Below are 14,850 nucleotides of genomic sequence, written 5' to 3'. Positions count from 1 at the left end.
TGCCAAACAGCGATATTTCTTTGCTGGCGCGATCGGCGGCTACAGTAGCGCTGCGTTTACCGTCGGCGAGTATGGCTAAGTCGCCAAACACTTCACCGGGAGTAATAAAGTTGACAGGTAATGTGTTCGCGCCGACATCATCAGCAAAAACAGCGAGCTTCCCTTTCAGCACAAAGTACATCCAAGTATCAATGCTATCTTTTTTTAGAACGATTTCACCTGGATCAAATTCCACAATGCGCGAGTGACGCAAAAGAATGTCGTACTGCCAAGGCTCTGATTTCAGTACATCGCGATAGAACGGGATACTCGCCAGTAGCTTGTCGACTTTGTCGCGCGGCAAGCCGCTGATGGGTTTGATTTGCATGATGGAAGTATCAATATCGCAGTGAAAATAAACGCTGTCTCAAGTGTACACCAGCCCTACAATTTTTGAAGGGAAATGGTCGGCAAAAACTGTTGATGGTTACCCAAGATCGGCCAGCGGGTTGTGCGGTGTAGGGCATTGGAAATGCGCATCGACATAAGTCGTTGGAACATCGGTAATCGAGGCGAACTGCCAGCGTGGCTGTTTGTCTTTATCCACCAGTTGCGCGCGTACACCTTCGGGGAAATCGGGGTGTCGGCTGCATTGCACAGACAGAATCCACTCCATACGAAAAACATCGGCCAGTGATAAGTCTCGCCCGCGCACCAATTGCTGCTCCACAATGTGCGGGGTGGCAGGGCAGCCGTGCGTGAGGTTGTGTAGCGCGACCTGAAACCACGGCTCGTTGATGTTGAGTGTCGGCAAGTTGGCGACAGCACTCGGTAGTGATCCGCACACCGTGCGGATGTGATCACTGTGTTGCGTCAGTTGCGGAGTAGTGTGTGCGATCGGCATTGCCTTGAGTGCCGTAGTCAGCGCCGTGTTGTTGCTGGAGGCATCGGTGGACCAAGCAATGTCAGATAGCAGCGCGGAGAGTTGCTCAGCTGCTGCATCGTCCAGACAAAAATTAGCCATTCCCAATGTTAGTGCATCGGCAGCATTCCACTCGCAGCCGGTAATCCCCAGAAATAAGCCCAAGCCCTGCGGCAGTTGGTTGAGGAAGTGGCTGGCGCCGACATCGGGATAGAGGCCAATGTTGATCTCTGGCATCGCCATGCGCGTAGAAGGTGTAACAACACGGTGAGAGCAGCCCATAAAAAGCCCCAGCCCGCCACCCATGACAATGCCATGTCCCCACGCTAAAACGGGTTTGGGGTAGCGGTGCAGCAAGTAATCGAGGCGATATTCCTGCTCGAAGAATCGAGCGCAGTAGTCGTCGCCGTCGAGTATGCCTTGCCGCATGCGCCGCACATCGCCTCCCGCACAAAATCCTCGCCCTTCGCCACGCAGTACCACGCAGGCTATGTCGGTGCGAGCTGCCCATTGTTGTAGTTGTTGTAATGCGCCATGCGCCATGTCTAGCGTGAGTGCATTGAGCGTTTTGGGCGCATTCAATGTCAGCCAGCCGATTGAAAAACCATTGGGAAGTATTTGTTCGTGTGTATTAATCATGCAATGAGCGCCGTTGTAATTGCAGCGTAATCAGGGGTTTGGCGGCTACAATAGCACTTTGATCACCAATGACGGATATGCCATGAGTTTCATCAATCGTTTGCAACAATTTACGCGCGTAGTTTCGCTTTCAGTTGTGTCTATGTTGTGTGTTGAAGTGGTGCAGGCTGCTGAGCCCGTGCCTGCTCCGCCTGAGCTCAATGCCAAAGCGTGGGTGTTGATGGATGCAGCGAGCGGTGCAGTGTTGCTGGAGCGCAATCCAGATGAACGCATCCCACCGGCAAGTTTGACGAAGTTGATGACTAGCTATGTGTTATCGGCTGAAGTGGAATCGGGTCGTGTGCGCAATGAAGATGTCGTGCCGGTAAGCCCGCGTGCCTGGGCGCAAAGTCCAGATTTTGATGCAAAAAATAATGGCTCATCGCTGATGTTCATCGAGCCTAACAAACCCGTAACGCTGTTGGAGTTGCATCGCGGCATTATTATTTCTTCCGGCAATGACGCAACGGTTGCAGTGGCAGAGTATTTAGCGGGAACAGAAAGTGCTTTTGTTGATTTGATGAATCAGTACGCGAAAAAAATAGGCCTGACCAATACGCACTATGTCAACACGCACGGCTTAGATGCACAGGATCATTATTCTTCCGCTCGCGATTTGGCGATTTTGTCGCGCGATATTGTTAAAACAAAAGATTACCCGTTGCACAAAGAAAAAGAATTTGTCTACAACGGCATTAAGCAACAAAACCGTAATGGTTTGTTGTGGTCTGATCCTTCAGTCGATGGTTTGAAAACAGGTCACACAAATGGCTGTGGTTATTGTCTTGTGGTTTCAGCAAAGCGCGATGAAACGCGTTTAATTTCTGTGGTGCTCGGCGCACCGAGCATTAAAGAGCGGGAAGCACAATCCTCCGCATTACTCAATTACGGATTCCGTTTTTTCCAATCGGTAAATTTGTATCCTGCGGATGCAGTATTGGGTACACCGCGTGTTTGGGAAGGAGAAGCCGAGTCGATCACTGTGGTACCCGCGTCTGAGGTGTCTATGATTGTGCCGCGCAATGTAGCTGCTAGCCTCACGCACGAAGTAAAAATTGATAGCCCATTGATTGCGCCGATTACCGCAGGGCAAAAAGTAGGACAGATTGTGGTGAAGAACGGTGAAGAAGTATTGAAAACAATTGATGTTGTTGCGAAAGAAGAAGTGCAACGCGCTGGCTTCTTTGGTGCTATGTGGGACAAGTTAGTGCGTTTCTTTAGTGGTTTATTTGGTAAGCCGGTTTAATTTCGATGACGCAAGAGCCGCCAAAAATTGAGTTTCCCTGTCGCTATCCTGTCAAGGTGATGGGTGTGGCAGGTGATGAGTTTCGCAGTGCTACGGTGAGTATTTTTGAGAAACACGCCGGTGTGATTACGGAAACCGATATCACGATTCGCGCAAGCCAAGGCGGTAATTACGAAGCCATGACTATCATGATCACGGCGCAAGGTGTTGATCAATTGCAAGCTATTTTTGCTGACTTGAAAGGGCATCCTTTGGTGCGCATGGTGCTGTAGTTTTTTTGTGGTGATGTGAGTGAATGTGCTGTGACAGCGTTAATCGTGCGGCGTTTTAACGAAAGGCAAGAATATATTTCGCTATGGCAGCGCATGCAGCAATTCACAGTAACACGCGACGAAAAAACCAGCGATGAAATTTGGTTGCTCGAACACCAGCCTGTGTATACACAAGGTTTGGCGGGAAAAGCAGAGCATGTATTGTGTGCGGGCGATACGCCGGTTGTGCAAACAGATCGAGGAGGCCAAGTCACTTGGCACGGTCCAGGGCAATTGATGTTTTATACGCTGCTGGATGTGCGGCGTTTGAAATGGGGTGCTAGAACCTTGGTGAGTGCGCTGGAAAATCTATTGATTGATTATTTGGCTGAAAAAAATGTGTTGGCTTTTTCGCAGCGTAACGCTCCCGGTATTTATGTGCGTGATACAAATAATGAAATAGAAAAAATTGCATCATTGGGTTTGCGTATTACCCAGAAAGGCTGCTATCACGGAATGGCGATCAATATTTCTAATAAGCTAGAGCCTTTTGGTGGCATCAATCCCTGCGGCAAAGCGGGGCAGCGTGTTGTGCGCTTAGATCAGTTTTTAATACCGCTGCCAGACAAAAAAGAAATTGAAGAAGCATTGGTTGCTCGTTTTGCTGATGCATTGCATTGCTCACATTCAGAATGGTTTTATGTCTAATTCTTCACGCCATTTGCCTGTCGGAAAAAAACTACGCGATGCAGAAAAAGTGCGTCACGCAGAAGCACATGTCATCGCCAGTGATAATGCACAGCGCAAACCATCTTGGATTCGTGCGCGTATTCCTTCGGGTGCTGCGGTACAGCGAGTGCGCACAATTTTGCGTGATAGAAAATTAGCTACCGTGTGCGAAGAAGCAGCTTGCCCGAATTTGGGTGAGTGTTTTCACGGTGGTACCGCAACTTTCATGGTGATGGGTGAAATTTGTACGCGGCGCTGTCCGTTTTGTGATGTGGCACACGGCAGGCCACTGCCGTTGGATAAACAAGAACCGGTGCGTTTGGCGGAAGCGATTGCAGAACTCGGCTTGCGCTATGTGGTGATTACTTCGGTGGATCGCGATGATTTAGTCGATGGTGGTGCCGCGCATTTTGCAAACTGTATTCGCGAAGTGCGTCAACGCAGTCCAAATATTGTGGTGGAAACATTGGTGCCTGATTTTCGCAATCAATTGGATGTGGCTTTGCCGATATTGGTGCAACAGCCGCCCAATGTGCTCAATCACAATTTAGAAACGGTGCCTCGTTTATATAAAACCGTGAGGCCAGGTGCCATTTATTCTCACTCGCTGCAATTGTTAAAACAGTTTGGCGAAATGCAACCTGCTGTACCCACAAAATCTGGCTTGATGTTGGGCTTGGGTGAAACACTCGACGAAGTGAAAGCAGTATTAGAAGACTTGCGCACACACAATGTCTCTATGCTGACCTTGGGTCAATATTTGCAGCCGAGCAAAGCACATCTTCCAGTACAGCGTTTTGTCACACCGGAAGAATTTAATGCCTTGGCGGATGCGGCAAAACAGTTAGGGTTTTCGCAAGTGGCGAGCGGGCCGATGGTGCGTTCGTCGTATCATGCTGATCAGCAAGCGCATGCTGTGTTACATGAACAGTAAGTTGCTGATGTTGTTGGAGTAAAAAAATGAAGAGAATTGCTGCGGTTTTGTCGATTTTTTTTGCGGCGAGTGTATCGACTACTTACGCTGATATTGCTGTTATTGCTAACCGTAATATGCCTATTTCTACGGTTACAGTGGAGCAAGCAGCCGCGATATTCCTCAGTCAGCTAGATGTGTTAGCTGATGGCACACAACTGATTCCTGTTGACCAAGAAAATGAGCAAGTTGCACGGGAAGAGTTTTATAGCAAAGTGATTAAAAAAACGCCGTCAGAAATGAACGCTTATTGGTCGCGTCTGGTATTTTCTGGCGAGGGGCAGCCGCCTAAAAAAATTTCTGGTGATGCCGAAGTCATTGCACTAGTGAAAGCGAACCCTAATATTGTTGGTTATGTGGATGCCGCGACGGTCGACGATACTGTCAAAGTGCTGCTGACCATCCATTGATTTATGCGTTGCGCAGTTCCGCTTCGTTGAGCAGATGCATCATGATGCGACGGATGGCAAATGATTCACCGCTGCGTATAGCTAAGCGCAACTGATGTACATGACTGGCTTGTGCATCGGCGACAGAAGGCGGCATATCTTCTTCTTCCGGTTGAAAACGAATAGGGCTGCGCGTAGCGAGTAAATTGATGGCTTTGCTGGTTAGCACGGCTTGATCTATCGCTTCCTTGTTGATGACATCGACATAACGCAGCAGTCCAGCATCCGCAAGCCACACCATCGTACTAAAACAGGCGTTGTGCCTGTCGCTGTGCAGGCCATATTCATCGGGTTCATCAAAGCCCGAAATGTCGGCGACATACACGGTGTAAGGACGAGGAAAATATTGATACAGCACTAAAAGAATACGCGCAGCATCTTTATAAAAATCGTCAATATGGATGTCGCTCACCGAAAGTTCTCGCTCAATTATTGTCGATAGCTTTGAATGAAATCGGCAAATTGCTCGATAGCAAATTTCAAATCGTCTACGCGCGGCAAAACTACGATTCTAAAATGTTGCTGGTCTATCCAGTTAAAGCCGGATCCCTGCACAATTAGAATTTTTTTCTGGCGCAATAAATCCAACGCCAGTTGTTGATCATCTTTGATCGGATAAACAGCGGGATCCAATTTGGGGAACATATACAGCGCGCCCATCGGTTTAACGCAACTGACGCCGGGGATGTCATTCAACATTTTCCACGCAATATCGCGCTGCTCGCGCAAACGCCCTTGCGGCTGTGTGAACTCGTTGATGCTTTGATAGCCGCCCAACGCAGTTTGAATAGCAAATTGTGCGGGTACATTGGCGCATAAGCGCATGGACGCCAACATATCTAAGCCTTCGATGTAATCGCGCGCAACATATTTATTGCCGCTCAAAATCATCCAGCCGGAACGAAAACCCGCTAAGCGATAGGTTTTGGATAAACCATTGAATGTGACGCACAACACATCAGTAGCCAGCGTCGCCAGCGGCGTGTGCTTGGCATCTTCATAAAGAATTTTGTCGTAAATTTCATCGGCAAAAATAATCAAGCCGTGTTCGGTGGCGATATCAACAATTTGTTGCAGGATTGCTGGATCGTACACCGCGCCCGTAGGGTTGTTAGGATTGATAACGACAATCGCGCGCGTTTTCGGTGTGATTTTGCTGCGGATATCTTGAATATCTGGATTCCAGCCATTGCTCTCATCGCACAGATAATGCACGGGCTTGCCGCCAGCCAGTGAAGTGGAAGCTGTCCACAGTGGGTAGTCGGGCGTGGGGATCAAAATTTCGTCGCCGCTGTCGCACAAACCTTGCAGCGCCATGGCGATCATTTCGCTCACGCCATTGCCGAGGTAGATGTCGTTGATCTGCACGCCAGCGATCCCTAAACGCTGCGTCTCGTGCATGATGGCTTTGCGCGCCGCAAACATACCTTTCGATTCGCTATAGCCTTCCGCTTGCGGCAGGTTGTACACCACATCTTTCAGGATTTCGTCAGGTGCCATCAAACCAAACGGCGCAGGGTTGCCGATGTTCAGTTTCAGGATGCGCTGTCCCGCTTCTTCCATGCGATAGGCTTCTTCCAGCACGGGGCCGCGAATGTCGTAGCAGACACCATCCAATTTTTTTGATTTGCGAATTTCTTTCATGGTCGTGTTCCAGCGCAAGTTTGCGCGTAAGTGCAGTGCATAAAGGTAGAATTATTATACGCTGATGAGGGGCGTCTAATCTGATGATCTGGTTGAATGGTTGTGTTAACAAATAATTGGAAAAAGCGACTATGCAGACAGTTAGGCGTGGTTGCCTGCGTGGCGTTTGTTGTTATTGGTGTGCTTTTTCCTGATATCGCGTTTTTTCAACGCACGCTACAGCCTTCCAATATCCAGCCCTTGTTGAACAAACCTGCCAATTGGCAGGCGAGTTCGGCTGTGGTTCCCGTTTTTGATTCAGATGTTTTGCCATCAGATGGTTTCGATGATTTAAGTTCAGCGCGAACGCAGTTTGAGCCGGCGCACTATTTCATAGCGCGCGCTTTTCGCGATGGGCAGTCGCCGTGGTGGAATCCATATTCAGCGGCAGGCACGCTGGGTCCTGAGACATTGGTGGATGTGAAGTTTTCGCCGCATACACTGATCACTGTTTTTTTCTTTGATGCATCACCTGCAGGTTTTGATTTTAGCCTGCTGGCAATTTACTGCGTAGGTTTTTATTTCATGCTGCGTATTTGTTTGGATATTTTTCGAACAAACTTAGGTATGGCATTGCTGGGTGCGACAACTTATCTTTTGAATGGCTTTGCTGTGCCTAATTTGAATACCGGCATAGGTCAGCCCTATTTTTTATTTCCTCTCGTGTTGTTTGCCTTGCTGTGGTTTTGTCAGCGGCGTGATTTGGTATCTTGGCTGTTGGTGGTATTTGTGCATGCCGCCATCATGCTGGCCAATATCATGACGACTTTCATGTTGACGCTGATTGCGGTGCATGCTTTGAGCATGGCTTTTTATTTTGGTTGTGCAGGTGGCGTGCGGCAGGGCTGCAAAGAATTTCCGTTGTACTTTATGCAGATAGCCGCAGCGGTATTTTTTTCTATCGCTCTATTGGGATTTCTGTGGTTTCCTGTGGTGGATTCTTTTTTTGTCAGTGATATGGCGTCGGATTTTGCAGCGCGAAAGCTGCCTAAGCCAGTTGGTATAGAAAATCTGCTATCTATTTTTACGCCAGAACATTTTTGGGATTTTTTTGGACATGAAAGCCGTGTGGATTTGTATCCACAAGCGGCGCTTGAAACGCGAACATCACGCTTTTCTTATCTCGGCATCATTGCTTCGCTGGTTGCTGTCTGCGCCTTGGGCATAAAAAATCCTGCACAGAAAATGGTTGCTGTGGTTGGTGCTGTGCTAGTTGTTTTTTCGTACGCACGCATATTTGGGTTGGCTGGGTTTGTTGATTATCTGCCGGTTCTGCATTCCATCGGTAATCAATATTGGGGTTTGTTGGCTTCAGTCGTGTTGACGGTATTGGTCGTTTTCGGTGTGCAGAGTATCCGCGAAGGTAATATTCCCATTTTGGCGGTGATTGTTGTTTTGTTGTTGCAGGCAATAGGTATGCTCTATCTGTATAAGAAATTGGGCTTGCCTGAATCGCCTAAGCAGTTATTGCATGTGGGGATTGCTACGGCTTTGTGGGTAAGCGCGGTTCTATTTTTTATGTTTTTGAAAATGCGCTGGATTTCTAGCGGTATTTTGGCTGTTTTTATTACTGTTGCGCTGTTGCTAGAGCTGTTTGGCTATATGAATACCGCAAGGCCAATGCGTTATGGTATTGCCGATACCGAACCTAAAGTTGTGCAGTTCTTGCGTAAAAATATCGATGATGCACGCTTGCTCAATGTGGGTCAGCGAGATGTTTTATTTCCAGAATACGGTGCGCTGTTTGGTATTAAACAGGCTGGAACCATGAATGCAGGCTTGATGCCTTGGTATGAACAGTATTTTGATCGCTATTTTGGTAATGACACTTTTTTCTTTCTAGCTTTGGATGGTTCCACAACAAAAAAACGCAAAAAAACATCGCGCAAAGAATTTTTGTTTGATGCGGCCGCTTTGAATGCGGCGAGCATCAAATACATCCTCGTTTCGCGTGAAGCAGATGAGCAATATCGCCAAAATTTATTGCGTGCAGGTTATCCAATCGTCTATGAAGATGCTGGGGCACAAATTTTTGAAAACGCAGATTACTTGCCTTCGTTATCTTTGGTGGATGCATTATCAACGGAAACAGTTTTGCATCCGCGTCGCGTCGCAATAACAATTGATGAAATGCTGCTCGCTGCTGCGAAATCAGTCGGTGTGTCTGTGGTGAAAGACAGCGTTGATATCGAATCGGCAGAGGGTGTTTTGCAGAAGGTGTCGTCTAGCAATACAGAAGTATTGGCGAAAGTTTCCACATCGAAGCCAGCAGTGTTGGTGTTGTCGGATGTGTGGCATCCAGCGTGGCGTGCAACAGTGAATGGCGAGCCTGCGTATGTTGGACGCGTGAATGAAGCCTTTCGCGGTGTTGTGTTGCCAGCCGGAGAACACGCAGTGCGTTTTTATTACGATCCGCCGACTCTGCGTTATGGTATTCGTACCAGTATCGTAGCGAGTATTATTTTTGTGATGTTATTGATAAGAGCATTGACAAGAAGGAGAGCAATCAATGAACGACGAACATCTCACACCTGAGCAATTTCATATTTGTCGTGAAAAAGGCACCGAAAGAGCGTTTACTGGCAAATATTGGGATTGCAAAGAGGATGGAATTTATCATTGCGTTTGTTGCAATAGCGTGTTGTTTGATAGCCAAACCAAATACTATTCTGGCAGCGGTTGGCCGAGTTTTTGGCAGCCGTTGATAGCAAGCGCGGTGACCGAGCATCGCGACACCGCGCACGGCATGATACGCACAGAAGTGGTGTGCGCTGCTTGTGCCGCGCACTTGGGGCATGTGTTTGAAGATGGTCCAGCACCCACTGGTTTGCGTTACTGTATCAACTCGGCGTCTTTGCAATTACAGCCGCGATAAAATCAAAATAGAAAAGAAAAAATAAAAAAGACAGATAAAAGAACAAAAAAATAAAACAGGATGAAAAAGATGAGCAATGTATTGGATTTTTCTGCAACTGCGATTGATGGCGCACAGGTTGATTTGTCGCAATATCGCGGCAAAGTGTTGTTGATCGTCAATACCGCCAGCAAGTGCGGCTTCACGCCGCAGTATCAGGGCTTGCAGCAATTATTTTCACAATATGAAGACAAAGGTTTTGCGGTGTTGGGTTTTCCTTGCGATCAATTCGGTCATCAAGAGCCAGGGACGGAAGCGGAAATAGGCAGTTTTTGTGAGCGCAATTTTGGTGTGAGTTTCCCTCTGTTTGCCAAGATCGAAGTCAACGGTAAGGGCGCGCATCCGCTGTTCGCTCATCTCAAAGCAGCAGCGCCTGGCATTTTGGGCAGCGAGGCTATCAAGTGGAACTTCACCAAGTTTCTGGTGGATCGAGAGGGGCGTGTCGTGGCGCGTTTTGCTCCCGCGACCACGCCCAGCGCCATCACTAAAGAGATAGAGAAGCTGCTGTAACGGGGTTTCAGGTTTACAATGCGCGCCGTTTCAGGCGAGTGAGAGGCAGTGTCATGGCGGCGGCAAAAGGCGGCAAATCAGCAAAATCAACCAGCAAATCCGGCATCCAGAAAGTGGTGCTGGCTTATTCTGGCGGTTTGGATACCTCCATCATTCTCAAATGGTTACAGCAGGAATACGGCTGCGAAGTGGTGACTTTCACGGCGGATATCGGTCAAGGCGAAGAGCTGGAGCCGGCGCGTGAAAAAGCCAAAGCCATGGGCATCAAACAAATTTATATCGATGATTTACGCGAAGAATTTGTGCGCGATTTTGTGTTCCCGATGTTTCGCGCCAACGCGATTTATGAAGGCGAGTACCTGCTCGGTACTTCAATTGCGCGCCCATTAATTGCTAAACGCTTGATTGAAATTGCCAACGAAACAGGTGCAGATGCGATCTCGCACGGCGCAACTGGCAAAGGCAATGACCAAGTGCGTTTTGAGTTGGGTGCTTATGCCTTGAAGCCGGGCGTAAAAGTGATTGCACCGTGGCGCGAGTGGAATCTCACTTCGCGTGAAACGCTGATGGCTTATGCCAAGAAACATAAAATCCCTGTCGATTTTGCCAAAGCCGGTAAAAAATCGCCGTACTCAATGGATGCAAATTTGCTGCACATTTCTTACGAAGGTGGCGGTTTGGAAGATCCGTGGTGGGAGCCAGAAGAAGATATGTGGCGCTGGACGGTCTCACCAGAAAAAGCGCCCGATCAGCCGGAATACATCGAGCTCACTTACAAAAAAGGTGACATCGTTGCCATCAACGGCAAAAAATTATTGCCTGCCAAAGTGTTAGCACAATTGAATGCGCTGGGCGGCAAACACGGTATTGGTCGTTTGGATTTGGTAGAAAACCGTTATGTCGGCATGAAGTCGCGCGGCGCGTATGAAACACCGGGCGGTACCATCATGTTGAAAGCGCATCGCGCGATTGAATCTATCACTTTGGATCGCGAAGTTGCGCATTTGAAAGATGAATTGATGCCGCGTTACGCCTCACTGGTTTACACCGGTTATTGGTGGAGCCCTGAGCGTTTGATGCTGCAAAAAATGATCGACGATTCACAGCAATTTGTGAACGGCGTGGTGCGTGTGAAATTGTACAAAGGCAATGTCACCATCGCCGGTCGTCAATCGGATGATTCTATTTTCGATGCCAATATTGCCACTTTTGAAGACGACGGCGGAGCGTACAACCAAAAAGATGCAGAAGGTTTTATCAAATTGAATGCATTGCGCTTACGGATTCAAGCCTTGAAAGGGCGCAAGTTGCGTTGATCTCTCCGCGTCAATATCTCCTCCTGCGAAGTAGGGGGAGTGGCGCGTAGCGCCGAGGGGGTCAGATGCTCGCGCAATAGCGGAAGGCATTGCCAGCTCAAGCCTCCCATTGCTACAGTTCCGCGCATATAAGCAAAAGAAAAAATAAGGAACTGCTGTGCCCCGCATCCGCCACTTACTCGCCTTCACTTTTGCGCTGACTTGCTCGGCTGCGCTTCGCGCCGCCCCGGGTGATCTCGATGCCTCGTTTGGTGGTGGGGATGGCTGGGTGAGTACGGGGTTTCAAAACAACAGCAATGCTGTTGGGCGCGCAGTCATCCAACAAGCTGACGGCAAGTTAGTGGTAGCGGGTTACAACAACTATGATTTTGCATTAGTACGCTATAACGCTGACGGCTCTCTAGATACTTCGTTTGATGGAGATGGAAAGGTAACGACCACAATTGGAGCTGGCGGCCGAGCCTATTCCGTTATCCAACAAATGGACGGCAAGCTGGTTGTGGCTGGCTACAACGGTGATGGTTTTAACGGCTATATTGCTCTAGCGCGTTACAACGCAGACGGCTCTTTAGATGCTTCATTCGATGGTGACGGCATACTCAGCACGGCAATTGGCCTGCCGCGTGACGATCGGGCTTACTCTGTAATTCAGCAGACTGACGGCAAGTTGGTTGTAGCAGGCTCCAGCTACAACAATGGCAGATATTGGGGGGAAGACTGGGACAGACAGGAAATTGCACTGGTTCGCTATAACGAGGATGGCTCGTTGGATACTTCGTTTGATGGTGATGGCAAGCTCACCATAACTGTAGGCGGGGAGTTTAATGCCGCTACCTCGGTGATTCAGCAGAGCGATGGCAAGTTGGTGGTGGCTGGCTTTAACACCGATGACCGTGTTACCACAGACTTTGCGCTAGTGCGCTATAACGAAGATGGTTCGTTGGATACCTCGTTTGATAGTGACGGTGTACTCACTACCGAGATTGGCTCGAGTGACGATACGGCTTTCTCAATGATTCAGCAAGCCGATGGCAAGTTGGTGGTGTCGGGTTTCAGTCGTCACTTTAGCAATGGTCTTAATGACGATTTTGCGCTGGTGCGTTACAACACTGATGGCTCGCTGGATACCTCGTTCGGCAGTGGAGGCAAGCTCACCACAGCGATTGGCACGAATGTTGATTATGGGCAATCAGTCATCCAGCAAAGCGATGGCAAGCTGGTGGTGGCTGGTTCTAGCTACAGCGACAATCTTGATCTCGCACTAGCGCGTTACAACGCAAATGGCTCGTTGGATGCCAGTTTCGGTAACGGCGGCAAGCTTATCACAGCAATTAGCAGTGCTAATGATTATGGCTACTCAATTATTCAGCAGGCGAATGGCCGGTTGGTTGTCGCGGGTTACGCAGCAGGTATGCCGACCGGTCAAGAGTTCGTGGTAGCGCGTTACGAAAGTGGTCAACCGGATACTGACAGTGATGGCGTTATAGATGCGTTGGATAACTTTCCATTCGATACTGATAACGATGGTATTGATAACGATGCGGATACGGATGATGACAACGACACAGTAGTCGATGCCTCTGACAACTGCCCATTTCTAGCAAACTCAGTTCAAACCAACACCGACGGTGACGGCCAAGGCGATGCCTGCGATAGCGATGATGATGGCGATTCAGTAGCTGACTCATCCGACAACTGCCCACTCATCGCCAACACCAACCAACTCGATTGGGACGGTGACGGTTTGGGCGACAAATGCGATGACCCCGTGCCACTGCCAGAAGATACAGTGGGAGGTTTGAAAAAAGACAACACAGGCAAAGCAGTGGCATTTGCCGGCGACTTCAATGGCGATGGCTACGGCGATTATGTGATCGGCATCGTTGGCTATGACATTCCTGCCGCACCACCTGCTAGAGCCATCAGCAATGCAGGCCGCGCGGTGGTGGTTTCAGGCATGAATGGCAGCATCTTGGCTGCGCTAAACGGCACAGCGGCGTCGGAGGCTTTGGGCTCGGCCGTTGCTGGCGGTGCGGATATCGATGGCAACGGTTTTGACGATGTAGTTATCGGCTCGCCAAACGCCAGTAAAACAAAAGTGGGCAGTGTGACGGTGCTGTACGGCCCCGATGGTTCGCGCTCTGCGGTAATCAATGGCACAGAAGCCAGAAGCTTGTTTGGATCATCACTGGCGGTGGGCGATGTGAATGGCGACGGCTATGCCGATGTAGTGGTTGGCGCGCCGAAAGCCGCAAACCCTCTTGGCCCAAAACGCTTAACCATGGCAGGCAGTGTGACGGTGTATTCCGGTGATAGCTTGACTCCACTCGGCACGCCGTACTACGGCGCCACAGCGGGCGCGCTTGCCGGTACGGCCGTGGCCGTGGGTGATTTCAATGGTGCAGGTGGCGCAGAAGTGGTTGTTGGCGCACCCAATGACGACACCTACACCAACGATGTGCGCCCGAAAAAATTAACGGATGTCGGCAGCGTGAAGGTATACACCTACGGCGAAGTGGAACCGATCTACACGCAATACGGCCAAGTGACGAAAGACAACTTGGGCAAAGCGCTAGCCGCAGGCGGTGATGTGAATGGCGATGGTGTGGCTGATATTTTGGCTGGCGCCCCTGGGTTGGATCATCCAACCGATAGAAAACTGAGAGATGTGGGCGGCTTTGCTGTGCTGTACGGCAGCAACAACGGCACCTATCAACAACCAGTGTTTGCGTTGGGTAGCAATCCGCGTTCCGGTTTGGGCTCTGTAGTAGCGCTGGGCGATGTGAACGGTGATGGTCGCGCAGACTTGATTGTCAGCGCACCTCTGGACGACAAGCCAACGAGTAACCCTAAAAAGCCAATCATGGATACGGGTAGTGTGTCTGTGTTTGATGGCGTTAGCTTGAGCGCCATCGGCACAACACAGTACGGCGCTGTATCAAAAGATGGCTTTGGCAATGCCATTGGCGCTGGCGATCTCAACAACGACGGTTATGCAGACCTCATCATCGGCATCCCCGGCTTTGACACAAGCATCTTGGTGAACGGCAGATCGCGTGTATTGAGAGATGCGGGTAAGGCGCAAGTGCTGAGCGGGGCGGGGTTGCTGTGACCCCTTCGTCACTGCGTGACACCTCCCCTATGACGCATAGGGGAGGCTGGTTCCCCTCCTACTGCAAAAGTAGGGGGCGTAGAGCGCC

At 49.5% G+C, this 14,850-nt stretch carries 14 protein-coding genes; 10 read left to right on the top strand and 4 right to left on the bottom strand.

What is annotated here, in order from left to right:
- Together R3E63_10305 and R3E63_10300 are read right to left on the bottom strand one after the other, a co-directional pair.
- A partial coding sequence (locus R3E63_10305) for a cyclic nucleotide-binding domain-containing protein (protein ID MEZ5540315.1) occupies positions 1–367 on the bottom strand: 367 nt, incomplete at its 3' end.
- A 99-nt stretch (positions 368–466) separates the two neighbouring features.
- Positions 467–1,540, bottom strand: a complete 1,074-nt coding sequence (locus R3E63_10300) for an enoyl-CoA hydratase/isomerase family protein (GenBank protein MEZ5540314.1) — start codon at positions 1,538–1,540, stop codon at positions 467–469.
- An 82-nt stretch (positions 1,541–1,622) separates the two neighbouring features.
- On the opposite strand from R3E63_10300, the gene R3E63_10295 reads away from it, so the two are divergent.
- From R3E63_10295 to R3E63_10275, 5 genes are read left to right on the top strand one after another with little or no spacing between them, the layout of a single operon-like run.
- Positions 1,623–2,825 carry a D-alanyl-D-alanine carboxypeptidase family protein gene (locus R3E63_10295; protein MEZ5540313.1) on the top strand — a complete coding sequence of 401 codons (1,203 nt, stop codon included), beginning with the start codon at positions 1,623–1,625 and terminating at the stop codon, positions 2,823–2,825.
- A gap of 5 nt (positions 2,826–2,830) precedes the next feature.
- A complete protein-coding gene (locus tag R3E63_10290; protein ID MEZ5540312.1) occupies positions 2,831–3,097 on the top strand; it encodes a DUF493 domain-containing protein in 267 nt (88 codons plus the stop codon).
- A gap of 30 nt (positions 3,098–3,127) precedes the next feature.
- Entirely contained in the window at positions 3,128–3,784 is a 657-nt protein-coding gene (gene lipB / locus R3E63_10285; GenBank protein ID MEZ5540311.1) for a lipoyl(octanoyl) transferase LipB, read from the top strand.
- Positions 3,777–4,739 (top strand): lipoyl synthase, encoded by a 963-nt coding sequence (gene lipA, locus R3E63_10280; GenBank protein ID MEZ5540310.1) that lies wholly within the window; start codon positions 3,777–3,779, stop codon positions 4,737–4,739. The genes lipB and lipA overlap by 8 nt, the downstream gene beginning before the upstream one ends.
- 26 nt (positions 4,740–4,765) lie before the next feature.
- Positions 4,766–5,188 carry a hypothetical protein gene (locus R3E63_10275; GenBank protein ID MEZ5540309.1) on the top strand — a complete coding sequence of 141 codons (423 nt, stop codon included), beginning with the start codon at positions 4,766–4,768 and terminating at the stop codon, positions 5,186–5,188.
- Position 5,189: 1 nt separating this feature from the next.
- Here R3E63_10275 and R3E63_10270 read toward each other — a convergent pair whose 3' ends face one another.
- Positions 5,190–5,639, bottom strand: a complete 450-nt coding sequence (locus R3E63_10270; GenBank protein ID MEZ5540308.1) for a hypothetical protein — start codon at positions 5,637–5,639, stop codon at positions 5,190–5,192.
- A 17-nt stretch (positions 5,640–5,656) separates the two neighbouring features.
- A complete protein-coding gene (locus R3E63_10265; GenBank protein ID MEZ5540307.1) occupies positions 5,657–6,871 on the bottom strand; it encodes a pyridoxal phosphate-dependent aminotransferase in 1,215 nt (404 codons plus the stop codon).
- Positions 6,872–6,967: 96 nt separating this feature from the next.
- Between R3E63_10265 and R3E63_10260 the strand changes: the two genes are divergently transcribed.
- From R3E63_10260 to R3E63_10240, 5 genes are all read left to right on the top strand, one after another.
- The gene (locus R3E63_10260) at positions 6,968–9,445 is read left to right on the top strand and encodes a YfhO family protein (GenBank protein ID MEZ5540306.1); all 2,478 of its coding nucleotides are present in this window, start codon (positions 6,968–6,970) and stop codon (positions 9,443–9,445) included.
- Positions 9,420–9,785, top strand: a complete 366-nt coding sequence (msrB, locus tag R3E63_10255; protein ID MEZ5540305.1) for a peptide-methionine (R)-S-oxide reductase MsrB — start codon at positions 9,420–9,422, stop codon at positions 9,783–9,785. The genes R3E63_10260 and msrB overlap by 26 nt, the downstream gene beginning before the upstream one ends.
- 69 nt (positions 9,786–9,854) lie before the next feature.
- Positions 9,855–10,334 carry a glutathione peroxidase gene (locus R3E63_10250; protein ID MEZ5540304.1) on the top strand — a complete coding sequence of 160 codons (480 nt, stop codon included), beginning with the start codon at positions 9,855–9,857 and terminating at the stop codon, positions 10,332–10,334.
- 53 nt (positions 10,335–10,387) lie between these two features.
- Complete coding sequence (locus R3E63_10245; protein ID MEZ5540303.1) at positions 10,388–11,650, top strand: argininosuccinate synthase; 1,263 nt, start codon at positions 10,388–10,390, stop codon at positions 11,648–11,650.
- A gap of 157 nt (positions 11,651–11,807) precedes the next feature.
- Positions 11,808–14,762 carry an FG-GAP-like repeat-containing protein gene (locus R3E63_10240; protein MEZ5540302.1) on the top strand — a complete coding sequence of 985 codons (2,955 nt, stop codon included), beginning with the start codon at positions 11,808–11,810 and terminating at the stop codon, positions 14,760–14,762.
- Positions 14,763–14,850: the final 88 nt, after the last annotated feature.

The organism is Pseudomonadales bacterium, assembly GCA_041395665.1.
Lineage (GTDB): Bacteria > Pseudomonadota > Gammaproteobacteria > Pseudomonadales > UBA7239 > UBA7239.
This window is presented reverse-complemented; position numbering and strand designations above follow the sequence as displayed.